Raw genomic sequence first — 24,975 nt, forward strand, 5'->3', positions numbered from 1 at the left:
GACTACCCCTTCCGATGAAGCGCGGCGCCTCCGCCTCCACGCCCATCGCCCAGATGGCGCGGGATCGCCGCAGCGTCGCACAGTCGGTCGCATGGCACCCCTCGCGATGGACTGGCGGGTGCGGCCCGCTCGGAGTGGTCGGCATGAAGTTCTGGCTCGGCTTGGCGACGTGCCTGGTGCTGGCGGCGACCGGCGCGATGCTGACGATGGAAGGGGGCCCCGCCGGTGCCCCGCCCGCCCCCGAGCGGCCGCGCGTCCCCACGGCGCCGGCGCCTGCCGATGTCAGCGAGGCGGACCGGGCCGGGGTGCCGCGCCAGATGCAGGCACGCGTCATCTTGGCCCGCCAAGCGGGCGATCCGGCCCGCCAGGCGGGCGACCAAGCCCGCGACCCGGCCCGCCAAGCCGGCGACCCGGCGAGCCTGACGGGGGATCGGGCCCGTCCGGCGCCGAAACCCGCCGAGCCGGCACGGGCCGATGCGGACAGGCAAGCCCTCGACGACGCCCGGCGGCAGGTCGAGGCGCGGGTGCGGCAGGCGCAGGCCGAGGCGGAGGCCGCCCGGCGGCGTCTGGAGCAGGAGGAGGCGCGCGCCAACGCCCTGTCGGATGCCGCGATGGCGGCCCGCCGCGACCTGATCGCCGCCCGGGCCGAGGTCGAGGAGCTGCGGGCCCGGGCGGCGCAGCCACCCGAGCCGGACGCCGCGCAGGCGCGGGCGGCCGTCGCCGCCGCGGAGGAGGCCCGCCGGGCGGCGGAGGACACCGCCGACGAGCGCCGGCAGGCGCTCGCGGAGGAACGGGCGCGGTCCGAGCAGCTGGCCGGGGCGCTTGCCGAGGCGCGCCGGCGCGTCGCCGTGCTCGAGACCGCGGCCGAGGCCGCGCAGGTCGCCCATCAGGCGCAGGCGCAGGCGGCGGCGCGGGAGCGGGCGATGATGCGGGCGGGCCTGCGCCGTCTGGCGGTCGCCCTGCGTGCCGCGCAGGTTGCCCGCTCGGAATCCGCGGCGCGCGAGGCGCAGGCCGTCGGCGCGCGCGACCGGGCCGAGCAGGGCCGGCTCGCCGCCGAACGGTCCGCCGCCGAGACGCGCGGACGCCTCGATCGCCTGAAGGCCGGCCTCGACCGCGCCGCGGAGGCCAGCCTTCCGGCGGCCAAGGCATCGAAGCCGCAACAGCTCTCGCTGGTGTTCCAGACCCGGCCCGCCGCGGCGTCGCGGGGAGATTCGTTGCGGACCGCACCGGCCCCGGCGGGCCTGGGCGGGCCGGAGACGCTCGACGAGGAGCGGCTGCTGGCGCGGGTGGCGGTCCTGCTCGGGCGCGGCGACATCAGCGGGGCGCGGCTCTTCCTCACCCTCGGGGTGCGGAGCGGCAGCGCCCGGGCCACGGCGCTCCTCGCCGAGACCTACGATCCCGACAAGCTCGCTGCCCTGCAGGTCCGCGGCCTGCGCGGCGATCCCGAGAAGGCGAGCGCCCTCTACCGTCAGGCGCAGGCGAGTCACGGACCCGCGAACCCGGACGTCGTGAATCGGGATCCCGGGGAGACGCCACGGGCCGGCCCCGCACAGCGGGGCCCGGCGGGCTGGATCAACCCGGTCCGGCAGGCCGGCCTGCCGGGGCCCTTCGTGCCCCCCCTGGCCGCCCCGTGGGGCGGCGAGTGACCGGCACCTGAGCAGGGGAGACACCGCATGACCCGTCGCGCCGCGCTCTGGCTCGCCCTCCTGCTGCCCTGGACCGGCCCGGAGGCCGGCGCACAGCCCGCCGATCCCCCGCCCGCCGCCGCGCCGGCGCCGGCCCGGCCGGTCCGGGCGACTTCACCGAAGCCGCGGGTGCAGGGCTCCGCCCCGCGGGAGAGCGCCGAGGACGTGGCGCTCGGCAGCCATCTCAACGCCAACACCGTGGCGGTGATCTCGGGCACCCCCGGCGGCACCTATTTCCGTATGGCGAGCGACCTCGCCTTCGTGCTCGACGGCGTGAACGACCTGCGGGTGCTGCCGGTGATGGGGAAGGGCGCGGGGCAGAACGCCTACGACCTGCGCTACCTGCGCGGAATCGACATCGCCTTCGTGCGCACCGACTCCCTCGACCAGCTGCGCCGGGACAAGCGGGTCGGCAACGCCCAATCTCACATCGCCTATATCGCCCGTCTGTTCAACGACGAGTTGCACGTCGTCGCCCCGCGGGAGATCACCGACATCCGCCAGCTCGCCGGCCGGAAGGTGAGCTTCGACGTGCGCGGCAGCGGCACCGACGTGTCGGGCCGGGCGATGTTCGCGGGCCTCGGCCTGACCGTCGACGCGGTCAATGTCGACCAGCCGGCGGCGCTCGCCATGCTGGAGCGGGGTGAGATCGCCGCCATGGTCTCGGTGGCGGCCAAGCCCGTGGCGGTGCTGGCCGAGTTCCAGCCCGGCGACCGCTTCCACCTGGTCGACGTGCCCTTCGCGGGCGGCGTCACCGAGAGCTACATGCCGGCGGAGCTGACCCACGCCGATTATCCGCTCCTCGCGCCGGAGGGGAACGCGGTGCGCACCCTTGCGGTCGGCACCATCCTGGCGGCCTATAACTGGCCGAAGGGCAGCGAGCGCTACAGCCGCATCGCCCGCTTCGTCGATGCCTTCTTCAGCCGGTACGACGCCTTCCTGAAAGCTCCCCGGCACCCGAAATGGCGCGAGGTCAACCTGACCGCCGAGGTCGCCGACTGGCCCCGCTTCCCGGCGGCCAAGGATTGGCTGGAGCATCGCAGCGACCCCGCCCCGCGGGTCGCTGCGGCGCCCGGCGAGGTGGCGCAGTTCCTGGCCCAGCGCCGGAACGCGGGCGAGGTTGACCGCGACCAGCTCTATCAGGAGTTCCTGAAGTGGCGGGACGGGCGGGGGCGGTGAGGGGACCGACCTGTCATTGAGACCCTCCGGGTCATCCTGGGTTCTCGGCTGCGCCGAGCCCCGGGATGACGCGGAGGGTGCAATTTCCGTCGCGTAGGGCGCCGTGTTCCCTGCAAACGCTCAGCTCAGAGCGGCCGCCTCAGCGTCCGGGCGACGAGGCCGAGAATGCCCTCGCGGAACACCAGCACGCAGATCACGAACACGAAGCCCTGGATGATCGTCACCCAGGCGCCGAACTGGGCCAGGTAGTTCTCCATCGCGATGATGACGAAGGAGCCGAGGATCGGGCCGAACACCGTGCCCATGCCGCCGACCAGCGTCATCAGCACCACCTCGCCCGACATCGACCAGTGCACGTCGGTGAGCGAGGCGAGCTGGAACACGATCGCCTTGGTCGATCCGGCCAACCCCGCCAGCGTGGTCGAGAGCACGAAGACCGCGAGCTTGTACTGGTTGGCGCGGTAACCGAGCGAGATGGCGCGGGGCTCGTTGTCGCGGATCGCCTTCAGCACCTGGCCGAACGGCGAGTGGATGATGCGGTAGATCAGGAGGAGCCCGAGGAAGAAGATCACCGCCACGAGCGCGTAGAGCACCCGGTCGTCGGCAAGGCTGATGACGCCGAACAGGTTGCCGCGCGGCACCGCCTGGATGCCGTCCTCGCCGCCGGTGAACTTCGCCTGGAGCGAGAAGAAGAACACCATCTGGGCCAGCGCCAGGGTGATCATCGAGAAGTAGATGCCCTGGCGGCGGATGGCGAGCGCGCCGAAGACGAGGCCGAGCAAAGCCGCCACCAGGGTGCCGCCGAGGATGGCGAGCTCCGGGGTCAGGCCCCAGACCTTGGCGGCGTAGGCGGTGACGTAGCTCGCCATGCCGAAATAGGCGGCGTGGCCGAAGGACAGGAGGCCCCCGTAGCCCAGCAGCAGGTTGAAGGCCAGCGCGAACAGCGCGAAGCACAGCACCTTCATCAGGAAGACGGGATAGAGCAGGAAGGGCAGCACCGCGAGCAGGACCGCGATGATGACGAAGACGAGGCGGTGGAACGTCTTGGCGTCGCGGCCCTCGGGCATGACGGCGGCGATCGGGGTGGCGTCGGTGGACGCCGCGGCGGAGGACATCGTTCGCGTTCCTTCAGGCGAGGCGGTCAGGCGGTGCGGCCGAACAGGCCGGCGGGCTTCACCAGCAGCACCAGCACCATGATGACGAAGATCACGGTCGAGGAGGCTTCCGGGTAGAACACCTTGGTCAGGCCCTCGATCAGCCCGAGGGTGAAGCCGGTGACGATCGAGCCGAGGATCGACCCCATGCCGCCGATCACCACGACCGCGAACACCACGATGATGATGTCGGCGCCCATGTTCGGGTTCACCGAGTAGACCGGGGCGGCGAGCACGCCCGCGAAGGCGGCGAGCGCCACGCCGAAGCCGTAGGTGAGCGTCAGCAGCAGCGGCACGTTCACCCCGAAGGCCTGGACCAGGGTCGGGTTCTCGGTGGCGGCGCGGAGATAGGCTCCGAGCTTGGTCTTCTCGATCACGAGCCAGGTGGCGATGCAGACGACGAGCGAGGCGACCACGACCCAGCCGCGGTAGTTCGGCAGGAACATGAAGGGCAGGCGCTGGCCGCCCGACAGCTCGGACGGGATCGCGTAGGGCAGGCCCGACACGCCGTACTCGTTGCGGAACAGGCCCTGGATGATCAGCGCCAGGCCGAAGGTGAGGAGCAGGCCGTAGAGGTGATCGAGCTTGTAGAGCCGCGAGATCAAGAGCCGCTCCAGGATCACCCCGAAGATGCCGACCACGATCGGCGCCAGGATCAGCGCCCACCAGTAGCCGAGGCCGGCGTAGTTCAGCAGCATCCAGGCGACGAAGGCGCCCATCATGTACTGGGCACCGTGGGTGAAGTTGATGATGTTCAACAGCCCGAAGATGATCGCCAGCCCGAGCGACAGGATGGCGTAGAACGAGCCGTTGATGAGGCCGAGCAGGAGCTGGCCGAAGAGCGCCTGCATGGGGACGCCGAGGATCGTGGGCATGGGGTCTGGCGACTCGCGTGGGGACCGGGCCGGGTTCGGATGAGGCCGGCGGCGCCGCGAGGCGCCGCCGGGAGGAGCGTCGGAACTGGCGTCAGCTCTTGTTCACCAGCGGGCAATTGCCCTGGTTCAGCGGGCGGAACGCCTCGTTGCCGGGAATCGTCGCCAGCGTCTTGTAGAGGTCCCACGGGCCCTTCGACTCGGCCGGCTTCTTGACCTCGAACAGGTACATGTCGTGGATCTTGCGACCGTCGGCGCGGACCGTGCCCTTGCCGAAGAGCGGATCCTCGGTCGGGATCTCCTTCATCTTGGCGACGACCTTGCCGCCGTCGGAGGCCGACTTCAGCGCCTCGACCGCCTTGAGGTAGTGGAGCACGCTGGCATAGACGCCGGCCTGCACCGCGGTCGGCTTCTTGCCGCCGGCGAGCTTGGCGAAGCGGTCGGAGAAGGCCCGGGTGCCGTCGTTGAGGTCCCAGTAGAAGGGCTCGGTGAGCACCAGCCCCTGCGCCACCTTCGGGGTCAGCGCGTGGATGTCGGAGGAGAAGATCAGCAGGCCCGCGATGGCCTGGCCTCCTTCGGTGATGCCGAACTCCGCGGCCTGCTTGATGGCGTTGATGGTGTCGCCGCCGGCATTCGCCAGCCCGATCACCTTGGCGCCCGAGCCCTGGGCCTGGAGCAGGAAGGACGAGAAGTCGGCGGTCGGGAACGGGGTCTTGACCGCGCCGATCACCTTGCCGCCATTCTTGGTGACGACCTCGGTGGTGTCGCGCTGCAAGGCCTGGCCGAAGGCGTAGTCGGCGGTGAGGAAGAACCAGGTGGTGCCGCCGCGCTTGACCATGGCGCCGCCGGTGCCGTTGCCGAGCGCCACCGTGTCGTAGGTCCAGTGCACGGTGTTGGGCGAGCATTGCGGCCCGGTGAGGTCGGCGGTGCCGGCGCCCGAGTTGATGAAGGCCTTGTTCTTCTCGCGGGTGACCTGGTTGATGGCGAGCGCCACCGACGAGGTCGGGACGTCGAAGATCGCGTCGACGCCGTCGCGGTCGTACCATTGCCGGGCGATCGAGGCGCCGACGTCCGGCTTGTTCTGGTGGTCGGCGGCGACGATCTCGACCTTCAGGCCCTTCTCGGCGGCCTTGAAGTCCTCCACCGCCATGCGGGCGGCCGCGACCGAGCCCTCGCCCGAGATGTCGGCGTAGACGCCCGAGCGGTCGTTCAGCACGCCGATCTTCACCGGCGTCTGCGCCCACGCCTGTCCGCAAGCGACGGCACAGAGCGCGCTGGCGAGCAACAACCGTTTCAGCATCGACAATCCTCCCTGATGGCACCGCCCGCACGCGGCGGCATTCGATTTAGGCTCCCGGCGGGCTCGCGATGCTCATGGAGCGCCGCACCCGCTTCTCGCTTCAAGGCCTTCCGGCCCCCTCGGGCGAAGCCGCCTCCTGCGGTCCTGCCCGACTCGTTGTTCCCGCATCCGGGTCGCCGCCCTGGCGACCAGGGTGCCGAAGCGCTCGGCTCAGGGCCTCGCCCCGCCCGCCTGCGCCGCCTTGACGACGAGTGGGCAGCCGCCCTGGTCGAGAGGCCGGAAGGCCTCGCTCCCGGGGATCGTCGCCAGCACCCGGTAGAGGTCCCACTCGCCCTTCGATTCGGCCGGCTTCTTGACCTCAAACAGGTACATGTCGTGGATCTTGCGGCCGTCGGCGCGGATCGTGCCCTTGCCGAAGAGCGGGTCGTCGGTCGGCAGTTCCTTCATCTTCGCCACCACCCGGCGGCCGTCATCGACGACATGCAGGGACGCCACCGCCTTGAGGTAGTGGAGCACGCCGGCATAGACCCCGGCCTGGGCGGCGGTGGGCTTGCGGCCACCGAAGCGGCGGGCGAAGCGGTCGGAGAAGGCGCGCGTGGCGTCGTTGAGGTCCCAGTAGAACGGCTCGGTGAGCACCAGCCCCTGCGCCACCTTCGGGGTCAGCGCGTGAATGTCGGAGGAGAAGATCAGCAGGCCGGCCAGCGCCTGACCGCCTTCCGTCAGCCTCAAGCGCGCCGCCTCGCGCACCGCCCCGATCGTGTCGCCGCCGGCATTGGCGAGGCCGATCACCTTGGCACCCGACGCTTGCGCTTGGCGCAGAGACGGCGCGAAGTCCGAGGCCGGGAACGGCGTCTTCACGCTGCCCAGCACCTGGCCGCCGTTGCGCAGGATCAGGGCCGTGGTGTCGCGCTGCACCGCCTCGCCGAAGGCGTAGTCGGCGGTGACGAAGAACCATGTGTCGCCGCCGCGCTTGACCATCGCGCCGCCGGTGCCGTTCGCCAGCGCCACCGTGTCGAAGGTCCAGTGCACGGTGTTGGGCGAGCAATCCGGGCCGGTGAGGTCGGCGGTGCCGGCGCCAGAATCGACGAAGACCTTGTTCTTCTCGCGGGTGACCTGATGGACGGCGAGCGCCACCGACGAGGTCGGCACGTCGAAGATCGCGTCAACCCCCTCCCGGTCGTACCAGACACGGGCGAGCGCCGCGCCGACGGCGGGCTTGTTCTGGTGGTCGCCGGCGACGATCTCGACTGCGAGACCGTGGCCTAGCGGACGGAAATCCTCCACCGCCATGCGGGCGGCGACGACCGAGCCCTCGCCCGAGATGTCGGCATAGACGCCGGAGCGGTCGTTCAGCACGCCGATCTTCACCGGCGGGACCTTCGCCGGCACCTCGGCAACAGCGGCCATGTTCGAGGCGAGGCCCGCCAGCAGGGCCGTGAGGAGGACCCGCACCCGCATCACACGCCGAGATAGGTGTGCAGCTTGTCGATGTTGGCGTCGAGTTCGCTGTTCGGGATCATGTCGATCACCCGGCCCTGCTCGACCACGAAGTGCCGGTCGGCCACGGTCTGGGCGAAGCGGAAGTTCTGCTCCACCAGGACGATCGTGTAGCCCTCGGTCTTCAGCCGGGCGAGCGTGCGGCCGATCTGCTGCACGATGACTGGGGCGAGGCCCTCGGTCGGCTCGTCGAGCAGGATCAGCTTGGCGCCGGTGCGCAGGATGCGGCCGATGGCGAGCATCTGCTGCTCGCCGCCCGAGAGCTTGGTGCCCTGGCTGCCCGAGCGCTCCTTGAGGTTCGGGAACAGGGTGTAGATCTGCTCGACCGTCATTCCGCCGGGCTTCACCCGCGGCGGCAGCATCAGGTTCTCGTACACCGACAGGCTCGAGAAGATGCCGCGCTCCTCCGGCACGTAGCCGAGGCCGAGCTTGGCGATGTTGCGCGAGGCTATGCCGATGGTCTCGGTGCCGTCGTAGCGGATCGAGCCCTTGCGCTTGCCCAGGATGCCGATGATGGCGCGCAGCGTCGTGGTCTTCCCGGCGCCGTTGCGGCCGAGCAGGGTCACCACCTCGCCGGGCTTCACGTCGAAGGTGATGCCGTGCAGCACGTGGCTCTCGCCGTACCAGCCCTCGAGCCCCTGCACCGCGAGGAGGGGGGCGGCGCCGCTCGCCGCCGCGACCGGCTTCGTCATCACCGCCTCAGCCATGACCGGCTCCGATATAGGCCTCAACCACGCGGGGATCCTTCGACACGGTGGCGTAGTCGCCCTCCGCCAGCACCTGCCCGCGCGCCAGCACGGTGATGCGGTCGGAGAGCGAGGCGACGACCGACAGGTTGTGCTCGACCATCAGGATGGTGCGGTTCGCCGAGACGCGGCGGATCAGGGAAGCGGTCCGGTCGACGTCCTCGTGGCCCATGCCGGCCATCGGCTCGTCGAGGAGCAGCATCTCGGGCTCCAGCGCCAGGGTGGTGGCGATCTCGAGCGCCCGCTTGCGGCCGTAGGAGAGCTCGACCGCCGGGATGTCGGCGAAGTCCGACAGGCCCACCGCCTCGACCAGCTGCAAGGCCTCCTGGTTGAGGGCTCGCAGCACCGTCTCGGAGCGCCAGAAATCGAACGAATCGCCGCGCTTGCGCCGCTGCAGCGCGATGCGGACGTTCTCCTTGACGGTCAGGTGAGGGAAGACCGCCGAGATCTGGAACGAACGCACCAGGCCGAGCCGCGCCACGTCCGCCGGCTTCATGCCGGTGATGTCGCGGCCGTTGTAGCGGATCGAGCCCGCCGACGGCGTCAGGAACTTCGTCAGAAGGTTGAAACAGGTCGTCTTGCCGGCGCCGTTCGGGCCGATCAGCGCGTGGATGGTGCCGCGCGTCACCTCGAGCGTCACGCCGTTCACGGCGCGAAAGCCCTTGAACTCCTTGGTCAGCCCCTCGGTGGACAGGACGATGTCCTGGCCCTTGCTACCGGCTCGGGGCCGCTCCTCAACGTGGGTGGTCGGTTGGGCCATGTCGGCGCGTCACCCCTGCGTTTCCTCACTCGCGCTTATGCGCGTATCGCATAGCGAAACAGCATGTCGCCGTTGGAGTGTCAACGGGTTCACCCGGGCCCGCAACGGCGAGACCCGGGCTTGTCAGACCTTATTCGCGGCCGGATCCGGCTTCTGCGCCGGCGCGAGCAGCGCTCGCGCGGCACGGGTGAGGGGCCGCTCGACGATGCGGTGCAGCACGAGCGCGGCGACACCCGCGAGGATCAGCATCAGGATCGCCAACGGCCCGGGGCCGAGCGGCGCCGCGAGGCCGGTCGCCTCGGCGACCACGCGCGCGCCCCGTACGACGAAGGGATGAGCGAGATAGAGTGCATAGGAGGCGTCTCCCAGCATCACCGCCGGGCGCAGAGGCGGGCCCACGGCGCCCGAAGGCCCGAGCGCCGCGGCCGCGACCAGCAATGCGGCGGGTCCGCCCCAGGCGAGGCAGCGGGGGAGGGCCGGCGCCTCGCCAGCCAGCGACAGGAGCACGAGGCCTGCGATCGCGAGCGCGAGGCGCGCGGGACCGGGCAGGCGCAGCCCTTCCTGCCGCGCGAGGGCGAGGGCGACCCCGCAGGCGAACTCGAGCACGATCGGGTCGCTCCAGAACGCCAGCGGAACCGGCAGGGGCCCCGCCACCCGACCCATCCCTTGCCCGGCGAGGACGAGGCCGGCGAGGAGCGCGAGCACGCCGGCGGCCGACAGCCGCCGGCCGAGAGGCAGCGCGAGGGCGAAGAGTACGTAGAACGCCATCTCGTAGTTGAGCGTCCAGCCGAGCGAGTAGAGCGGCTGCACCGCTCCGTCGCCCCGGGCCATCGGCCAGAACAGGTAGGAGGCCGCGAGAGTGGCCGGGCCCTCGGCGCTGGCGCCGAGGAGGCCGGGCCGGAGCCAGGCAAGGGCGAGGTAGAGCGTGGTGGCGAGCCAGTAGAGCGGCACCACCCGGGCGATCCGGTGGGCGAGGAAGACCGTCCGTGCGTCCGCCCGGCCCTGCAGGGGGACCGCCGCGTGCGCGATGATGAAGCCCGAGATGACGAAGAACACGTCGACCCCCGCCGGCCAGGGCAGCCAGGAGGCGGGCGCGAAAGCGAGTCCTGCCCGGGCGGCGACGCCCGCGGCCTCGAACTGCGCGTGGCCAGCCGCAACCATCAGGGCGGCGAGCGCCCGCAGGGCCTGGATCAGCGGCAGGGGGGAGGGGCGTGTCACCGGATTCCGCATCGCGTCCGCGCCCGGACCGTCCGGGGCATCGAGGCGCCGTCATACCGGAGGCGGCCGCCTCCCGGCCAGGGGCGGGCGCCTCGAATGATGACGCAAAGGCGGGAACAATGTTCGCGAAAGCTCGTTGTCCAGCCCGAAAGCGTCCTGCCAAGAATGATCTTGCCAAGCCGAACCGACCGAATGGCTCGATGTTCGGTCGTTGATCGAATCTGACGCTCAAGAACAGATTTCCAGGAGATCACCGATGAAGAAGCTCGTTGCCCTGACCGGACTCGCCGTTGCTCTCGCGACCCCTGCCTTTGCGCAGCAGATCGGCAACTTCAACGAGTTCCGCTCGATGGCGCTGATGTCGAACGCGTTCGAGGTCAAGTCGAGCCAGATCGCCCTCGACAAGTCGCGCAACCCGCGCATCCGCGAGTACGCCCGCGAGATGATCCGCGACCACCGCGCCGCCAACGTCGCCCTGCTCGGCGGCCGTGAGAACGTGGCCCGCGGCGCCGGCGTCGGCGGATTGATCGAGGCGCCCTTCGCCATCGCGGGCGGCGCGGTCGGTGCGGCCACCGGCGCGGCGGCCGGCGTGGTCGGCGGAACCCTCCAGGGCGGCCCGGTCGGCGGCCTCGAGGGTCTCGGTGCCGGTGCGGCCCGCGGCGCGCAGGTCGGCGCGAACGCCGTCGACTTCGATGGCGACGTGACCACCACGGCGGCCACCGGCGCCATCCCGCTCGGCCCGCAGCAGCAGGCGATGCTCGCCGAACTCGCCGACACCCCGGCCGGCCCCGCCTTCGACCGCACCTATGCCCGCATGCAGGTGCAGGCCCACGGCATGACCGTCGCCAGCTACCAGGCCTATGCCCAGTCGGGCCCGAACCCGGCCCTGCGCGCCTACGTCCAGCAGGCCCTGCCGGTGATGCAGCAGCATCTGGCGATGGCCCAGCGGCTGCCGGGCGCCCGCTAAGACCGCGCGAACGGTCGACATGATGGAGCGGCGGGCCGGGCAGCCCGCCGCTTCCGCATGGGAAGCAGCGTCATCCCGAAAGGATCGACTGACGTCGATCGATCGGCAGGCCTCTTGGGCCTACATTCGATCGGTGAGAGCCCGTGGATGGCGGTCCGCGAGCCCTCTTGTCCGATGAGCACTGTCGCTACATGAGCTCGATCGTGATGGTCAGAGACCATCCGGTCGGGCTTTTCGCGATGGTGATGGTGAGCATCGGGTAGCCGATCACATCGTTCACCTCCTTCCCGGCCGTGCCTGCTCGGCCGTACGGGTTTCGACGATGGCCGGCGATGTCCACCGTAAACCCCACGCCCCATGGGGGTCTCGCAGCCGGAAAGATGCCTCCTGACGTAACGAGACCAGCCGGCATCGCGCTGGCTGCCTCTACCTGATCTTGCCGCTTCCGAGCCCCGGCGTGCCACCAACGCCCGCGGTTCCCCCTCAAATCTCCACCGCCCCAATCGTCTCCTCGTCGAACGCCACGCTCTTGACGATCGCCAGCACCGCCAGCCCCGGCACCAGGGCAAGTTCGTGGACGGCGAGCCGCGTCACCTCGGCCACCAGGCTCGCGTCGCCGCAGGCGATCTCGACCCGGGCATGGGGACCATCCCCCGGCGTCACGGCCGTGACGGTGCCGGAGAGGACGTTGCGGGCGCTCAAGGAGCGCGGCGCCTCGCGCGCCACCAGCACGTCGCGGGCCCGCACCCGCACCCGCACGCCGGCCCCGACCGGCAGGCTCAGGCGCGGCACCATCATGCGGCCGGGCGGACCATCGAGGCGGGTAAGGCCGAAGGCGTCGTCATGCGCGGCGACACGCAGGTACAGGAGGGCGCCGGTCTCCCCGGTCTCGCGGCCCGGGAAGAGCGTGCCCCGGCGCAGGATGTCGGCGGCGGGGCCGCAGGCCGCGACCATGCCCCGATCCAGCACCACCACCGTGTCGGCGAGGCGCGCCACCTCGGCGACCGCGTGGCTGACATAGACGATCGGCACCCGCGCCTCGTCGCGCAGGCGCGCCACGTAGGGCAGGATCTCGGCCTTGCGCGCCTCGTCGAGGGCCGAGAGCGGCTCGTCCATCAGCAGCAGCCGCGGGCGGGCGAGGAGGGCCCGGCCGATCGCCACCCGCTGGCGCTCCCCGCCCGACAGCCCCGCCGGCCGCCGGTCGAGCAGGCCGGCGATGCCCAGGAGATCGGCCACCGCCTCCAGGCTCGGGCCGCCGGAGCGGTCACGGGCGAACCAGCGCCCGAACAGCAGGTTCTGGCGCACGCTCAGATGCGGCAGGAGCCGCGCCTCCTGGAACACGTAGCCGATGCGGCGCCGATGCACCGGTACCCGCAGGCGGCGTTCCGTGTCGAGGAGGGTGACGCCGTCGATCACCACCCGCCCGTGATCGGGCCGCACGAGCCCGGCGATCACGTCGACGAGGGTCGACTTGCCGGAGCCGGAGCGGCCGAACAGGGCGGTGACCCGCCCCTCCGCGGTGAAGGTCGCATCGAGCGCGAAGGCGCCGCGGGCGTGCCGGACCGCGATGTCGATCATGCCGGGAAGCCGATCATGCCCCGAGCCGCTTCCGCGCGCGTCGGGCCAGCCACTCGGAGGCGAGGAGCGCCGCCATCGACAGGGCGACCGAGACCAGGGTGAGGCGCAGGGCGCCCCCCTCGCCCCCCGGCACCTGGGTCAGGGTGTAGATCGCCGAGGGCAGGGTCTGGGTCTCGCCCGGGATGTTCGACACGAAGGTGATGGTGGCGCCGAACTCCCCCATCGCCTTGGCGAAGGCCAGAACCGCCCCGGCCAGGATGCCCGGCAGGGAGAGCGGCAGGGTGACGACGAGGAAGACCGCCACCGGCGAGGCCCCGAGCGTGCCCGCGGCCTGTTCGAGCTTGCGATCGACCGCCTCGAGGGAGAGCCGCATCGCCCGCACCATCAGCGGAAAGCCCATCACCGCGCAGGCGAGCGCCGCCCCGGTCCAGCGGAACGAGAACACGATGCCGATCTCGGCGAGCGCTCCGCCAAACCACCCCCTTCGCCCGAAGGCGAGGAGCAGGAGATAGCCGGTCACCACCGGAGGCAGGATCAGCGGCAGGTGGACCAGCCCGTCGAGGAGGGCCCGGCCGCGGAACTCCCGGCGGGCAAGCAGATACGCGACTCCGAGCCCGGGCAGCAGGCTCGCCAGCGTCGCCACGCTCGCCACCAGCAGGCTGAGCCGGAGCGCGCTCCACTCGTCGGGGGTGAGGAACAGGACGGAGTCTTCCCGAGGATCCGATCCCGTACCATGGCGGATCGGCGCCCGGAGTCCAGGCCCCGCGCGGCAACGCTGGGTTTCGAGACGGGGCGATTGATCCGCGCCGGTATCTGGGGCCTGTGGTGGACGGCTCGAACCCGTTTCCCGGAGGCCTGGATGATCACGTTCTACTTCAACGGCTCGCCCAACCCGACCAAGGTCGCGCTCTTCCTGGAGGAGGCGGGGCTGCCTTACGAGCCGGTGGCCGTCGATACCCGCAAGGGCGAGCAATTCGCGCCTGACTTCCTCAAGCTCAACCCGAACGGCAAGGTGCCGGTGATCGTCGACGACGGCACGGTGGTGTTCGATTCGAACGCGATCCTGCTCTACCTCGCCGACAAGACCGGCCGCTTCTCAGCCCCTGCACATGAGCGCGGCGCGCTCCTGTCCTGGCTGATGTTCGTGGCGACCGGCATCGGGCCGTTCTCCGGCCAGGCGGTGCATTTCCGCCATTTCGCCCCCGAGAAAGTCGCATACGCCAACGACCGCTACCAGTTCGAGGTGAAGCGCCATTACGGCGTGCTCGAGCGGCACCTCGCCGGGCGCGAGTGGATGGTGGGCGACGCCTACGGGATCGTCGACATGGCGGTCTGGGGCTGGGCCCGGATGCTGCCCTTCGTGCTGGGCGAGGGGGCCTTCGACGCCTTCCCGAACCTGAAGCGCCACACCGACGCGATCGCGTCGCGTCCCGCTGCCGCCAAGGCCATCGCGTTGAAGGACCGCTTCCCCTTCAAGGCCGAGATGGATGCCGAGGCGCGCGGTCACATGTTCAAGCATCTGACGCCGGTGGCGTGAGAGCCGAGAAGAACGAGAGAAATTTCCGCAACCGGTCCCGCTTCACCGTGTCGTCCCGGGGCTCGCCGACGGCGAGAGCCCGGGATCAAGAAGCGCAGGGCATGCAGACAAGCCGAGATGCGTCCCGCTCGATTCGGTGCGACCTGTGTTTCCGGAATCCGGACTCCGTCTTCGCGGCCCCGGACTGACATGTGAGTGTGAAACCGGTCGAGGGAGGAGGAGACGCCATGAAATCGTTCGACAATCCGTTCAAGCGCGGCCTCGCCGAGGGGCGGCGGCTGGCGGGCCTGTGGATGACCACCGGCTCGCCCGGCATCACCGAGCTCGCCGCCGGCGCCGGCTTCGCCTGGATGCTGATCGACATGGAGCATTCGCCCAACGACCTGATCCAGGTCGTCGACCACCTGCGGGCGGCCGAGGGCGGCACCGCCGAGCCGGTGGTGCGGGTGCCGTGGAACGAGCCGGTCATGGTCAAGCGCCTGCTCGACCAGGGCGCCCGCTCGCTGATGTTCCCCTTCGTGCAGAGCGCCGAGGAGGCGCGCCGGGCGGTCGCGGCGACGCGCTATCCGCCGCACGGCATCCGGGGCTTCGCCGGCACCTCCCGGGCCACCGGCTACGGCCTGCGGCCGGATTACCATGCCCGCTCGGGCGACGAGGTCTGCGTCGTGGTGCAGGTCGAGACCCTGGAGGCGCTGGAGGCCGCCGGCGAGATCGCCGCGGTCGAGGGTGTCGACGGCGTGTTCATCGGCCCGAACGACCTCGCCGCCAGCATGGGCCATCTCGGCCAGCCCGGTGCGGCCCCGGTCCGCGAGGCGATCGCGGCGGCCCTGCCGCGGATCCGCCGTGCCGGCAAGGCCGCCGGCCTACTCAACTTCAGCGAGGCCGGCGCCAAGGCCGATTTCGAGGCCGGCTTCGGCTTCGTGGCGGTGGCCGGCGACGCCTTCCTGCTCGCCCGCGAGACGCAGCGGGTGGCGAAGCTCTTCGACACCTGAAACCCCGCTCCGGAGGAGAGCCGATGGCCGATCTGTCGTTCCAGCACCGCTTCGAGCCCGCCGCCGATCCGGCGGCGGTGCCGCTCCTGCTCCTGCACGGCACCGGGGGCGACGAGAACGACCTCCTGCCCCTGGGCCGGGCGCTCTCGCCCGGGGCGGCCCTGCTCTCGCCCCGGGGCCAGGTGCTGGAGGGCGGCGCCCCGCGCTTCTTCCGCCGTCTCGCCGAGGGCGTGTTCGACGAGGCCGACCTGATGCGCCGGGCCGGCGACCTCGCCGGCTTCGTCGCGGCGGCGCGGGCGGAATACGGCATCGCCGCGCCCCTCGCCGTCGGTTTCTCGAACGGCGCCAACATCGCCGCCGCCCTGATGCTGCTGCATCCGGGCGTGCTCGCCGGCGCCGTGCTGCTGCGGGCGATGGTGCCGCTCGGCGAGCCGCCGGCCGGCCGCCTCTCGGGCGAGCCGGTGCTGATCCTGTCGGGCCGGATGGACCCGATCGTGCCCGCCGACAACGCCGCGCGCCTCGCCGCGATGCTCGGGCAGGCGGGCGCCGCCGTCACCCACGAAGTGCTGCCCGCCGGCCACGGCCTGTCGCAGGCGGATCTGGCGCGGGCCAAGACTTGGCTGACGGGAAGACCTGCCTGACGGGAGGACCTGCCTGCTGGGAAGACCTGCCTGACGGGGTGGCGGAGCGGGAGCCGTCGGGGGTGGAGCAGATTCCGGCGTGAGCGCCGGCCCGTCCTCGATCGTCGCGAGGCCGCTCGTCCGAGACCGGCGGCGGCCTGCCTCCGGTCGTCGCACGATCCCGTGTGCCAGACGAGGAGGGGGCGCCGCGCGGCGCCCCCGCACCCCTTACCGCGCGTTGCCGAACGGCTCGAACTTGGTCAGGCCGCGCATCAGCTGGCCGAGGAAGGCCTGCTCGCCGCCGCTGGTCGGCGTGGTGCGGGAAATGAAGTCGAACACCTTGCCGTCCTGCTCGCCGTAGAGCGCCACGCGCTCGACCTTGAAGCCGGCATTGAAGTAGACCGCGAGGACGCGCTGGTCCCTCGGGCGCTCGCCCATGAACATCACGGTGCGCTGGGTGTTCTGGCTGATGTAGTACCAGGACTTGTTGCCGACCGTGGAGACGGTGGTGGGCGTGCCGAGGAGCTGCAGCACCTGCTCGGCGCTGGCGCCGGGCCGCACCTGGGCGACGGCGGCATCGTCGATGATGTAGCCGTGCCGGAACTCTTCGCCGATCACGCAGCCCGCGGCCGACAGACCGATCAGGCCGGCCGCGGCGAGGCGGAGGAGCGACGGTGTGAAGCGGCGCGGCATCGAGACCTCGGGAAACAGGTGCGGGACAGTGTGTCGGCCGGCCGGACGGCGGCCTTGCGCAAGAAGCGACCGTTGCCGTACCCCGGGGTTGTGGCGTTGGCAAGGCACGGCCAAGCTTCGTCGACGGATGTTCGGACCCGGATAGGAAGCCCCGGCGCATTGGCGGCGCCGGGCGATGCGGAAGGCGAAGAGACCTCAACGATGATTCGAAACCCCTTCCGCCGCGAGGATGCCCGCCGGCGCGCCATCGAGGCGCTGCATATCCGCATCAATGCGGCGGCCCGGGTGCCGGCGCTCTACCTCGCCCTCGGCGTGCCCGACACGGTGGAGGGACGGTTCGAGGCCCTGTGCCTGCACGTCGTGCTGGTACTGCGCCACCTGCGCCGCCTCCCGGCCCCGGCGGCGGACGTCGCCCAGGACCTCGTCAACTCGGTGTTCGAGCAGCTCGATTCGTCCCTGCGCGAGCTCGGCGTCGGCGACATGGGCGTGTCGAAGCGGATGAAGAAGCTGGCCCAGGCCTTCTACGGCCGCGCGAGCGCCTACGACGCCGCCCTCGATGCCGGCGACCGCGACGGGCTCGAGGCGACGCTCGCCCGCAACGTCCTGGCCCGCGAGGAGCCCGAGGCGGCGCGCGGCCTCGCGGCCTATGTGGCGGCAGCGGACGCCGCCCTCGCCGCGACCGACCTCGACGCCCTGATGGCGGGTCCGGTCCTGCCGGATCCTGCGGGCTTCGCCGCCGGCCCGGCCTGAGAACCGACAGGCCCTACCGGAGGAGAAGCCCGTCCACACGAGACTTGCTTGCACGGCAGAAACCCTTGCACCGGGGCGGGGCGCGACGCATCTCCGGCTGATCCGGAGCCGGAAGGTGATCGGGCCCGCCCGTGCGCGCGAGCGCCCCTTATCTGCTGCCGCGCCCGTCCCCGCTCACCCCCGGGATCCGGATCAGGATCCGAGAAGGAGCCCTTGATGACCCCCGACAGCGTCGGCCCGTTCTCCCGCCCGATCCTGGTCGAGCGCACCCTGAAGACCGGCCAGCCCGTCACCGTCGAGGCCAACGCGGAGGAGCGCGCCGCCCTCGCCCGCGATTTCGGCCTGCCGGGGATCGCGCGGCTCACCGGCACCTTCCGGCTCTCGGGCTCGCTGCACCGGCTCCAGGTCACCGGCACGGTCGAGGCGGCGCTGACCCAGACCTGCGTCGTCACCCTCGAGCCGTTCGACGGCACGGTCTCGGAGGAGGTCGACGTCGACTTCGCCGACCAGGACGCCTTCGCGGGCACGCCGGCCGAGGATGCCGACATCCCCGACCCGATCGTCAACGGCCGGATCGACCTCGGCAGCCTGACCGCCGAGTTCCTGGCGCTCGGCCTCGATCCCTACCCGCGAAAAGACGGCGTCGCCTTCGAGACGCCGGCGGCCGAGGCGGAGGAGACGCCCTTCGCGGCGCTCCAGGGCCTCAAGGGCCAGGGGACCGAGGGCGGGGGCGGCTGACGACGGCCGCACCACGAAAAGACTTCAGAATTCGTTTGCGGCCCGGCGCCGGGTCGCTATTTTCCGCCGCGCCGCGGACCCGCTTGTTCGCGCGTCCCCGGCGGATCCGAGAGGCTGTTCGACACCCCCATGTCCCAGAGAGTGCGCATCTCGCTCGACGCGATGGGCGGCGATCACGGCCCCTCGACGGTCGTGCCCGGTGCGGGGCTCGCCCGCGAGCGCCACCCCGAGACGACCTTCCTGATGTTCGGCGACGAGGCGGTGCTCACTCCCCTGGTCGCGGCCGAGCCGCGCCTGAAGGGTGCGGTCGAGATCCGCCACACCACCGTGGCGGTCGCCATGGACGAGAAGCCGAGCCAGGCGGTGCGCGCCGGCCGCGGCAAGTCGTCGATGTGGAAGGCGATCCAGGCGGTGCGCGACGGGGAGGCGGATGCCGCGGTCTCCGCCGGCAATACCGGCGCCCTGATGGCGATGTCGAAGATCTGCCTCAAGACGATGTCGCATATCGAGCGGCCGGCCATCGCCTGCCTGTGGCCCACCGTGCGCGGCGAGAGCGTGGTGCTGGATGTCGGCGCCACCATCGGCACCGATGCCAACCACCTCGTCGACATGGCGGTGATGGGCGCCGCGATGGCCCGCATCGTGTTCGACCTCGACCGGCCGACGGTGGGGCTCCTCAATGTCGGCACCGAGGAGATGAAGGGCAACGAGGCGGTCAAGGAAGCGGCGCGCATGCTGCGCGAGGCCGACCTGCCGGGGCTCGCCTATCACGGCTTCGTCGAGGGCACCGATCTCGGCCGCGGCACCGTCGACGTGGTGGTGACCGAAGGCTTCACCGGCAACATCGCGCTCAAGACCGCCGAGGGAACCGCCAAGCAGATCGCCGCGTACCTGAAAGGTGCGATGGGCCGGACCCTGATGGCGAAGATCGGCTACCTGTTTGCCCGCGGCGCCTTCCGGGCGCTGCGCGAGAAGATGAACCCGAGCCGGGCCAATGGCGGCGTGTTCCTCGGCCTCGAGGGCATCGTCATCAAGAGCCACGGCGCCGCCGACGCCGAGGGCTTCGCCAGCGCCATCGACATCGCCCACGACATGGCCCGCCACGACCTGATGCGGACGATCCGGGAGCGCCTCGACGCGACGCCGGCCCAGGCTTCGGCGTGAGGAGGAGATCATGACCCGCCTTCGCTCGGTGGTGCGGGGCTGCGGCTCCTACCTGCCGCGGACCGTCGTCACCAACGACGACCTCGCCGCCCGGGTCGAGACCTCGGACGAGTGGATCGTCCAGCGCACCGGCATCCGCCAGCGCCACATCGCCGAGCCCGACGAGACCACCTCGGTGCTGGGCATCAAGGCGGCCGAGAACGCCTTGCGCGACGCCGATATCGACCCGTCGACGATCGACCTCGTGATCTGCGCCACCTCGACGCCGGACCACACCTTCCCGTCGACCGCGACGCAGATCCAGGCCGGGCTCGGCATCCATGCCGGCGCCGCCTTCGATCTCCAGGCGGTCTGCGCCGGCTTCGTCTACGCGGTCGCCACCGCCGACAAGTTCCTGGCCACCGGCGCCGCCACCCGCGCCCTGGTGGTCGGCGCCGAGACCTTTTCGCGGCTGCTCGACTGGGAGGACCGCACCACCTGCGTGCTGTTCGGCGACGGCGCCGGCGCCCTGGTGCTGGAGGCGCAAGCGGGCGAGGGCCATTCCGGCGATCGCGGCGTGCTGACGAGCCAGCTCCGGTCCGACGGGCGGCATCGGGAAAAGCTCTACGTCGATGGCGGGCCCGGCTCGACCGGGACGACCGGCAAGCTGCGCATGGTCGGCAAGGAGGTCTTCCGCTTCGCCGTCGGCTCGGTCACCGACGTGATCGCGCAGGCCTTCGAGGCTACCGGCACCACCGCCGACGACCTCGACTGGTTCGTGCCGCACCAGGCCAACCGGCGCATCATCGAGGCCTCGGCCGACAAGCTCGGCATCGCCCGCGAGAAGGTGGTGCTGACGGTCGACCGCCACGGCAACACCTCGGCGGCCTCGATCCCGCTGGCGCTGGACGCCGCCTGCCGCGACGGCCGGATCAAGCGCGGCGACCTCGTGATGATCGAGGCGATCGGCGGCGGCTTCACCTGGGGCAGCGCTCTGATCCGCTGGTAGACCCATTCAATCCCGGGAACCCGCCCGGCGCCCGGTTGACCCGGCGCGCAACGCCGATTAGCGTGCGCGATCATAGACATACGTTATTTTCGCGAATCAGCCGCCGGGGGAGCAGCACGATGGCAGGCAAGACGGTCACGCGGGCCGATCTGAGCGAGGCCGTCTACCAGCGGGTCGGCCTGTCGCGGACGGAATCCGCCGCCCTGGTGGAGACCGTGCTGTCGGAGATCTGCGGCTGCCTCTCCTCCGGCGAGACCGTGAAGCTGTCCTCCTTCGGCTCCTTCGTGGTGCGCGACAAGGGCAAGCGGGTCGGACGGAACCCGAAGACCGGCGTTGAGGTGGCGATCGAGCCGCGCCGGGTGATGGTGTTCAAGCCCTCGAACGTCCTCAAGGCCCGGATCAACGGCGACGCCGCCCCGGACGACGACGACAGCTGAGCCGCGGGTGAGACGCCTCCGCGCCGGCGCGCGGGCTGACGCAGGATCGGGCCGATGACCGGGATGCCGATCGAGGACGAGGATGGATCCGAGCCCGGCGGGATCGACTCCCCCGGCCGCGCGATCCTGCCCGAGAAGGAGCCCGGCGCCTTCCGCACCATCAGCGAGGTTGCCGAGGACCTCGACCTGCCCCAGCACGTGCTGCGCTTCTGGGAGACGCGCTTCACCCAGGTGCGCCCGCTCAAGCGCGGCGGCAACCGTCGCTACTACCGCCCCGACGACGTCGACCTCCTGCGCGGCATCCGCCGCCTGCTTTACGGGCAGGGCTACACGATCCGGGGCGCCCAGCGGGTGCTGCGCGAGCGCGGCATGCGCTTCGTCCAGGCGGTCGGCCGCGGCGAGCAGGTCGCCCCCGCCTTCGTCGAATCCGACCACGAGCAGGAGCCCGAGACCGCCCCGCCGCCCCTCGGCCGGGCCGACCGGGCGAGCCTCACCGCCGTGCTGGACGAGCTGCGGGCGTGCCGGCGGGCCTTAGGGCGTCTGGCCCCGCCACGGCAGGAGACGGACGGCTGATCCGGAGCAGCCGGCGCAAAATATGCTTGCCCGACCGGAGAACCGCGGCTTCCACACCGCGTTACGCGCACATGGCCGAGCCCCGCCGCCACGTTTCCCCCACGACCGAGCTGATCGCGCGGCTGATGCGCGTCGTGCGCACCTGTCCGGAGGCGACCGCCGACGTGCTCGAACTGGTGCTGCTGGTGAGCCAGATCGAGGCCATCCCGGTGGTCGACCGTGATTATCGCGACGCCAAGCGGGTGATCGCGCGGCTGCGCCATCCGCTCTGGGACATGACGCCGGACCAGCGCGCGGTGCTGGGCCGGGCCGCCGACACGATCCGGGATGCCTGCCGCCTGCGCGAGAGCGATATCCCGGCCGACCCGATCGGGGATGCCGGCGAGCGGGCGCGGATCGAGCGCGGGCTCGCCTCGGCCCTTGCCGGCGAGTTCACGCCGGCCCAGATCGCCCGGGTGACCGGCGCCACCCTGGCGGTGCTGCAGGCTGCGGCCAGTGGCGAATCCGGAGGGGACTAGAGATGATCGGCGACTATCCGGTGGAAGGGCGGGGCTACTGGCTCTGGCTCGGCGGCGTGGCTCTGCTCGGGCTGTTCAACCTCTTCGTGATGCTGGTCCTGCATTAGGACCGTTTCCGTCCCGGAACCCCCGCCCAGGGCCTCGACGGCGCCGGGAGCGCTCCCCACATCCGGCCGGCATCCCCTCGGAGAGCTTTGAGCCCCATGACCAGCCCCTTCCGCCCGACCCTGGCGCTCGCCGTCCTGATGGCCGCCGGGCCCGTGCTGGCCGCCGGCCCTGCCTTGGCGCAGGCCGCCAAGGTGCGCGAGCACTCCGTCGCCTCCGGCAAGCAGGTCCGGCTCGTGATGGTGCCGAACCTGAAGAAGGATTGCTCGCTCGGCCCGCAGCCCGAGCTGAAGGTGACGAGCCCGCCCAAGAACGGTGCCCTGATCCAGCGCGCCGGCAAGGTGAAGACCCCGGCGACCTATCGCTGCCCGAACGCCGAGGCCAACGTCCAGGCCCTGTTCTACGAGAGCAAGGCCGGCTTCACCGGCACCGACGAGGTCACGGTGGAGATCAAGGGCACCGACGGCACCGTCAGCACCCAGACCATCAAGCTGACGGTCGGGGCCGCGGGCAGCAAGGAAGGCCCGAAGGACGGGTCCAAGGACGGCGCGAAGAAGGATACCACCGACCTCTGACCGCCGGCCGCCCCTGCATCCGACGGGCGGGGCGAAACGAAGCGGGAACGCCGACCCGACGGCCGGCGTTCCTCCTCACGTCCCGCGGGGCTGCCGGCGGCACTCCGGGGGGTGTGGAAAAACCGGAACAGGCGTGTCCTTTACGGCACAGGGCCGGCGGGTCACCGGCTTTCGCCTTGGCGGATCTGCAACTTTCCCGGCCGTTGCGGCACGCGCCTTGCCCGCAGCCGGCCTGCGTACAGGCTCCTGGCCGTCTCCGCACCCCTCTGTCCGTCGCCGCGCTGCGACAAACATGGGGATATCGATTGCATCCGAGGCGGGACAGGATGATCCTGGCGATGTCGTGAGGGTCCGGAATGCCAATGCCGTCAGCGAGCGACCTCTTTCAAACTTTCGCGCGCAGCTACGAGTCCCGGCGGGACGCGGAGCTGTCCCTGTCCGAATATCTCGAAGCCTGCCGTGACAATCCCCTGATGTACGCGAGTGCGCCGGAGCGCATTCTCGACGCGATCGGGCAGCCCGAGTTCATCGATACGGCGCGGGATCCGCGCCTGGGCCGGATCTTCATGAACCGGACCATCCGTACTTACCCCGCCTTCTCCGAGTTCTACGGCATGGAGGAGACGATCGAGCGGATCGTCTCGTTCTTCCGCCATGCCGCCCAAGGCTTGGAGGAGCGCAAGCAGATCCTCTACCTGCTCGGGCCGGTCGGCGGCGGCAAGTCGTCCCTCGCCGAGCGGCTGAAGGCCCTGATGGAGGTGCACCCGATCTACGTGCTCAAGGCCGGCAACGAGATGAGCCCGGTCTTCGAGAGCCCGCTGGTGCTGTTCGACCCCGAGACGATGGGGCCGATGATCGAGGAGCGCTACGGCGTGCCGCGGCGTCGCCTCACCGGCCTGATGAGCCCGTGGTGCCTCAAGCGCCTCGACGAGTTCGGCGGCGACATCTCGAAGTTCAAGGTCGTCAAGGTCAACCCGTCGCGCCTGCGCCAGATCGCGATCGCCAAGACCGAGCCGGGCGACGAGAACAACCAGGACATCTCGTCCCTCGTCGGCAAGGTCGACATCCGCAAGCTCGAGACCCTGAGCCAGGCCGATCCCGACGCCTACTCGTATTCGGGCGGCCTGAACCGGGCGAACCAGGGCATCCTCGAATTCGTCGAGATGTTCAAGGCGCCGATCAAGATGCTGCATCCCCTGCTCACCGCGACGCAGGAGGGCAACTACGTCGGCACCGAGAATATCGGGGCGATCCCGTTCACCGGCATCATCCTCGCCCACTCGAACGAGGCGGAGTGGCAGAGCTTCAAGACCAACCGGAACAACGAAGCCTTCATCGACCGCATCTACGTCATCAAGGTGCCGTACTGCCTGCGGGTGACGGAGGAGCAGCGGATCTACGAGAAGCTGGTCTCGGGCTCCGAGCTCGCCTCGGCGCGATGCGCGCCGGGCACGCTGGAGATGCTGGCCCGGTTCTCGGTGCTCTCGCGCCTGCGCGAGCACGCGAACTCGAACGTCTTCTCCAAGATGCGGGTCTATGACGGCGAATCCTTGCGCGAGGTCGATCCCCGCGCCCGCTCGATGCAGGAATACAAGGACACCGCCGGCGTCGACGAGGGCATGGACGGGATCTCGACCCGTTTCGCCTTCAAGGTGATGGCCGCCACCTTCAACCACGACACCACCGAGGTCTCGGCCGACCCGGTCCACCTGATGTACGTCCTCGAGCAGTCGCTGCGCCGCGAGCAGCTGCCGCCCGAGACCGAGAAGCGCTACCTGGAATTCATCAAGGGCGAGCTGGCGCCGCGCTACGCCGAGTTCATCGGCCACGAGATCCAGAAGGCCTACCTCGAATCGTATCACGATTACGGCCAGAACCTGTTCGACCGCTACATCGACTATGCCGATGCGTGGATCGAGGACCAGGACTTCAAGGACCCGGAGACCGGGCAGCTGCTCAACCGCGAGCTTCTGAACCAGGAACTCACCAAGATCGAGAAGCCGGCGGGAATCGCCAACCCGAAGGATTTTCGCAACGAGGTTGTGAAGTTCGCCCTGCGCTCGCGGGCCCAGCATGGCGGGCGCAACCCGTCCTGGACCTCCTACGAGAAGATCCGCGAGGTGATCGAGCGGCGGATGTTCAGCCAGGTCGAGGAACTGCTGCCGGTGATCTCCTTCGGCTCGAAGAAGGACAGCGAGACCGAGAAGAAGCACGGCGAGTTCGTCGAGCGGATGAAGGACCGCGGCTACACCGAGCGCCAGGTCCGCCGCCTGGTCGAGTGGTACATGCGCGTCAAGCAGGCAGGCTGAAACCTGGACAGAACCCGTCG

At 70.8% G+C, this 24,975-nt stretch carries 26 protein-coding genes; 15 read left to right on the plus strand and 11 right to left on the minus strand.

From position 1 onward, the window contains the following. Window positions 1–143: 143 nt before the first annotated feature. Together DA075_RS20370 and DA075_RS20375 are read left to right on the plus strand one after the other, a co-directional pair. Window positions 144–1,646, plus strand: a complete 1,503-nt coding sequence (locus DA075_RS20370; protein WP_099954769.1) for a coiled-coil domain-containing protein — start codon at window positions 144–146, stop codon at window positions 1,644–1,646. A 27-nt stretch (window positions 1,647–1,673) separates the two neighbouring features. Continuing rightward, a complete protein-coding gene (locus tag DA075_RS20375; RefSeq protein WP_099954770.1) occupies window positions 1,674–2,864 on the plus strand; it encodes a TAXI family TRAP transporter solute-binding subunit in 1,191 nt (396 codons plus the stop codon). A gap of 125 nt (window positions 2,865–2,989) precedes the next feature. On the opposite strand, the gene DA075_RS20380 is transcribed toward DA075_RS20375, so the two are convergent. From DA075_RS20380 to DA075_RS20410, 7 genes are all read right to left on the minus strand, one after another. Continuing rightward, window positions 2,990–3,979, minus strand: a complete 990-nt coding sequence (locus tag DA075_RS20380) for a branched-chain amino acid ABC transporter permease (protein ID WP_099954771.1) — start codon at window positions 3,977–3,979, stop codon at window positions 2,990–2,992. 26 nt (window positions 3,980–4,005) lie between these two features. Continuing rightward, window positions 4,006–4,893: a branched-chain amino acid ABC transporter permease gene (locus DA075_RS20385; RefSeq protein WP_048448797.1), complete on the minus strand. Its 888-nt coding sequence runs from the start codon at window positions 4,891–4,893 to the stop codon at window positions 4,006–4,008. 91 nt (window positions 4,894–4,984) lie between these two features. Then, window positions 4,985–6,190, minus strand: coding sequence for an ABC transporter substrate-binding protein (locus tag DA075_RS20390; protein WP_099954772.1), 1,206 nt, complete (start codon window positions 6,188–6,190; stop codon window positions 4,985–4,987). A gap of 210 nt (window positions 6,191–6,400) precedes the next feature. Then, window positions 6,401–7,648: an ABC transporter substrate-binding protein gene (locus DA075_RS20395; RefSeq protein ID WP_099954773.1), complete on the minus strand. Its 1,248-nt coding sequence runs from the start codon at window positions 7,646–7,648 to the stop codon at window positions 6,401–6,403. Next, the gene (locus DA075_RS20400; RefSeq protein WP_099954774.1) at window positions 7,648–8,394 is read right to left on the minus strand and encodes an ABC transporter ATP-binding protein; all 747 of its coding nucleotides are present in this window, start codon (window positions 8,392–8,394) and stop codon (window positions 7,648–7,650) included. Before DA075_RS20400 ends, DA075_RS20395 begins: the two co-directional genes overlap by 1 nt. Further along, the gene (locus tag DA075_RS20405; RefSeq protein WP_099954775.1) at window positions 8,387–9,193 is read right to left on the minus strand and encodes an ABC transporter ATP-binding protein; all 807 of its coding nucleotides are present in this window, start codon (window positions 9,191–9,193) and stop codon (window positions 8,387–8,389) included. Before DA075_RS20405 ends, DA075_RS20400 begins: the two co-directional genes overlap by 8 nt. A 123-nt stretch (window positions 9,194–9,316) precedes the next feature. Beyond that, entirely contained in the window at window positions 9,317–10,411 is a 1,095-nt protein-coding gene (locus DA075_RS20410; protein WP_232387650.1) for an acyltransferase family protein, read from the minus strand. A gap of 256 nt (window positions 10,412–10,667) precedes the next feature. Here DA075_RS20410 and DA075_RS20415 point away from each other — a divergent pair, with 256 nt between their 5' ends. Then, entirely contained in the window at window positions 10,668–11,378 is a 711-nt protein-coding gene (locus tag DA075_RS20415) for a DUF4142 domain-containing protein (RefSeq protein WP_099954776.1), read from the plus strand. 187 nt (window positions 11,379–11,565) lie between these two features. Here DA075_RS20415 and DA075_RS36680 read toward each other — a convergent pair whose 3' ends face one another. The 3 genes from DA075_RS36680 to modB all read right to left on the minus strand — a co-directional run bounded on the left by DA075_RS36680 (window position 11,566) and on the right by modB (window position 13,698). Then, window positions 11,566–11,718, minus strand: a complete 153-nt coding sequence (locus DA075_RS36680; RefSeq protein ID WP_164712422.1) for a hypothetical protein — start codon at window positions 11,716–11,718, stop codon at window positions 11,566–11,568. A 143-nt stretch (window positions 11,719–11,861) separates the two neighbouring features. Next, window positions 11,862–12,956 carry a molybdenum ABC transporter ATP-binding protein gene (gene modC, locus DA075_RS20420; RefSeq protein WP_099954777.1) on the minus strand — a complete coding sequence of 365 codons (1,095 nt, stop codon included), beginning with the start codon at window positions 12,954–12,956 and terminating at the stop codon, window positions 11,862–11,864. A gap of 13 nt (window positions 12,957–12,969) precedes the next feature. Continuing rightward, window positions 12,970–13,698, minus strand: coding sequence for a molybdate ABC transporter permease subunit (modB, locus tag DA075_RS20425; protein ID WP_099956698.1), 729 nt, complete (start codon window positions 13,696–13,698; stop codon window positions 12,970–12,972). A 117-nt stretch (window positions 13,699–13,815) separates the two neighbouring features. Between modB and DA075_RS20430 the strand changes: the two genes are divergently transcribed. The 3 genes from DA075_RS20430 (at window position 13,816) to DA075_RS20440 (ending at window position 16,126) form a co-directional block, all read left to right on the plus strand. Beyond that, a complete protein-coding gene (locus DA075_RS20430) occupies window positions 13,816–14,493 on the plus strand; it encodes a glutathione S-transferase family protein (protein WP_099954778.1) in 678 nt (225 codons plus the stop codon). Between the two features lie 227 nt (window positions 14,494–14,720). Then, a complete protein-coding gene (locus tag DA075_RS20435) occupies window positions 14,721–15,485 on the plus strand; it encodes an HpcH/HpaI aldolase family protein (RefSeq protein WP_099954779.1) in 765 nt (254 codons plus the stop codon). Between the two features lie 23 nt (window positions 15,486–15,508). Further along, entirely contained in the window at window positions 15,509–16,126 is a 618-nt protein-coding gene (locus DA075_RS20440) for an alpha/beta hydrolase (protein WP_099954780.1), read from the plus strand. 207 nt (window positions 16,127–16,333) lie between these two features. On the opposite strand, the gene DA075_RS20445 is transcribed toward DA075_RS20440, so the two are convergent. Then, a complete protein-coding gene (locus DA075_RS20445) occupies window positions 16,334–16,798 on the minus strand; it encodes an outer membrane protein assembly factor BamE (RefSeq protein WP_099954781.1) in 465 nt (154 codons plus the stop codon). A gap of 201 nt (window positions 16,799–16,999) precedes the next feature. Here DA075_RS20445 and DA075_RS20450 point away from each other — a divergent pair, with 201 nt between their 5' ends. The 9 genes from DA075_RS20450 to DA075_RS20490 all read left to right on the plus strand — a co-directional run bounded on the left by DA075_RS20450 (window position 17,000) and on the right by DA075_RS20490 (window position 24,955). Then, window positions 17,000–17,548, plus strand: a complete 549-nt coding sequence (locus DA075_RS20450) for a ubiquinol-cytochrome C chaperone family protein (RefSeq protein ID WP_099956699.1) — start codon at window positions 17,000–17,002, stop codon at window positions 17,546–17,548. Window positions 17,549–17,764: 216 nt separating this feature from the next. Further along, entirely contained in the window at window positions 17,765–18,286 is a 522-nt protein-coding gene (locus DA075_RS20455) for a YceD family protein (RefSeq protein WP_099954782.1), read from the plus strand. Between the two features lie 129 nt (window positions 18,287–18,415). Continuing rightward, a complete protein-coding gene (plsX, locus tag DA075_RS20460) occupies window positions 18,416–19,450 on the plus strand; it encodes a phosphate acyltransferase PlsX (RefSeq protein WP_099954783.1) in 1,035 nt (344 codons plus the stop codon). A 10-nt stretch (window positions 19,451–19,460) separates the two neighbouring features. Beyond that, complete coding sequence (locus DA075_RS20465; RefSeq protein WP_099954784.1) at window positions 19,461–20,438, plus strand: beta-ketoacyl-ACP synthase III; 978 nt, start codon at window positions 19,461–19,463, stop codon at window positions 20,436–20,438. 119 nt (window positions 20,439–20,557) lie between these two features. Next, window positions 20,558–20,875, plus strand: a complete 318-nt coding sequence (locus DA075_RS20470) for an integration host factor subunit alpha (protein WP_099954785.1) — start codon at window positions 20,558–20,560, stop codon at window positions 20,873–20,875. 54 nt (window positions 20,876–20,929) lie between these two features. Beyond that, the gene (locus DA075_RS20475) at window positions 20,930–21,448 is read left to right on the plus strand and encodes a MerR family transcriptional regulator (RefSeq protein ID WP_244936251.1); all 519 of its coding nucleotides are present in this window, start codon (window positions 20,930–20,932) and stop codon (window positions 21,446–21,448) included. A gap of 71 nt (window positions 21,449–21,519) precedes the next feature. Continuing rightward, window positions 21,520–21,966, plus strand: a complete 447-nt coding sequence (locus DA075_RS20480; protein WP_099954786.1) for a hypothetical protein — start codon at window positions 21,520–21,522, stop codon at window positions 21,964–21,966. Between the two features lie 203 nt (window positions 21,967–22,169). Beyond that, window positions 22,170–22,646 (plus strand): 4-aminobutyrate aminotransferase, encoded by a 477-nt coding sequence (locus tag DA075_RS20485; RefSeq protein WP_099954787.1) that lies wholly within the window; start codon window positions 22,170–22,172, stop codon window positions 22,644–22,646. A 356-nt stretch (window positions 22,647–23,002) separates the two neighbouring features. Continuing rightward, the gene (locus DA075_RS20490) at window positions 23,003–24,955 is read left to right on the plus strand and encodes a PrkA family serine protein kinase (RefSeq protein WP_099954788.1); all 1,953 of its coding nucleotides are present in this window, start codon (window positions 23,003–23,005) and stop codon (window positions 24,953–24,955) included. Window positions 24,956–24,975 lie beyond the last annotated feature (20 nt).

It is taken from the genome of Methylobacterium currus, assembly GCF_003058325.1.
Lineage (GTDB): Bacteria > Pseudomonadota > Alphaproteobacteria > Rhizobiales > Beijerinckiaceae > Methylobacterium > Methylobacterium currus.

Coding starts and splice junctions, on each gene's coding strand:
- plsX (WP_099954783.1), top strand. CDS start 18,416: ATGTCCCAGAGAGTGCGCATCTCGCTCGACGCGATGGGCGGCGATCAC.
- DA075_RS20390 (WP_099954772.1), bottom strand. CDS start 6,190: ATGCTGAAACGGTTGTTGCTCGCCAGCGCGCTCTGTGCCGTCGCTTGC.
- DA075_RS20370 (WP_099954769.1), top strand. CDS start 144: ATGAAGTTCTGGCTCGGCTTGGCGACGTGCCTGGTGCTGGCGGCGACC.
- DA075_RS20415 (WP_099954776.1), top strand. CDS start 10,668: ATGAAGAAGCTCGTTGCCCTGACCGGACTCGCCGTTGCTCTCGCGACC.
- DA075_RS20395 (WP_099954773.1), bottom strand. CDS start 7,648: ATGCGGGTGCGGGTCCTCCTCACGGCCCTGCTGGCGGGCCTCGCCTCG.
- DA075_RS20375 (WP_099954770.1), top strand. CDS start 1,674: ATGACCCGTCGCGCCGCGCTCTGGCTCGCCCTCCTGCTGCCCTGGACC.
- DA075_RS20405 (WP_099954775.1), bottom strand. CDS start 9,193: ATGGCCCAACCGACCACCCACGTTGAGGAGCGGCCCCGAGCCGGTAGC.
- DA075_RS20430 (WP_099954778.1), top strand. CDS start 13,816: ATGATCACGTTCTACTTCAACGGCTCGCCCAACCCGACCAAGGTCGCG.
- DA075_RS20380 (WP_099954771.1), bottom strand. CDS start 3,979: ATGTCCTCCGCCGCGGCGTCCACCGACGCCACCCCGATCGCCGCCGTC.
- DA075_RS20480 (WP_099954786.1), top strand. CDS start 21,520: ATGGCCGAGCCCCGCCGCCACGTTTCCCCCACGACCGAGCTGATCGCG.
- modC (WP_099954777.1), bottom strand. CDS start 12,956: ATGATCGACATCGCGGTCCGGCACGCCCGCGGCGCCTTCGCGCTCGAT.
- DA075_RS20490 (WP_099954788.1), top strand. CDS start 23,003: ATGCCAATGCCGTCAGCGAGCGACCTCTTTCAAACTTTCGCGCGCAGC.
- DA075_RS20485 (WP_099954787.1), top strand. CDS start 22,170: ATGACCAGCCCCTTCCGCCCGACCCTGGCGCTCGCCGTCCTGATGGCC.
- DA075_RS20475 (WP_244936251.1), top strand. CDS start 20,930: ATGACCGGGATGCCGATCGAGGACGAGGATGGATCCGAGCCCGGCGGG.
- DA075_RS20435 (WP_099954779.1), top strand. CDS start 14,721: ATGAAATCGTTCGACAATCCGTTCAAGCGCGGCCTCGCCGAGGGGCGG.
- DA075_RS20445 (WP_099954781.1), bottom strand. CDS start 16,798: ATGCCGCGCCGCTTCACACCGTCGCTCCTCCGCCTCGCCGCGGCCGGC.
- DA075_RS20465 (WP_099954784.1), top strand. CDS start 19,461: ATGACCCGCCTTCGCTCGGTGGTGCGGGGCTGCGGCTCCTACCTGCCG.
- DA075_RS20450 (WP_099956699.1), top strand. CDS start 17,000: ATGATTCGAAACCCCTTCCGCCGCGAGGATGCCCGCCGGCGCGCCATC.
- DA075_RS20385 (WP_048448797.1), bottom strand. CDS start 4,893: ATGCCCACGATCCTCGGCGTCCCCATGCAGGCGCTCTTCGGCCAGCTC.
- DA075_RS20400 (WP_099954774.1), bottom strand. CDS start 8,394: ATGGCTGAGGCGGTGATGACGAAGCCGGTCGCGGCGGCGAGCGGCGCC.
- DA075_RS20470 (WP_099954785.1), top strand. CDS start 20,558: ATGGCAGGCAAGACGGTCACGCGGGCCGATCTGAGCGAGGCCGTCTAC.
- DA075_RS20440 (WP_099954780.1), top strand. CDS start 15,509: ATGGCCGATCTGTCGTTCCAGCACCGCTTCGAGCCCGCCGCCGATCCG.
- DA075_RS20455 (WP_099954782.1), top strand. CDS start 17,765: ATGACCCCCGACAGCGTCGGCCCGTTCTCCCGCCCGATCCTGGTCGAG.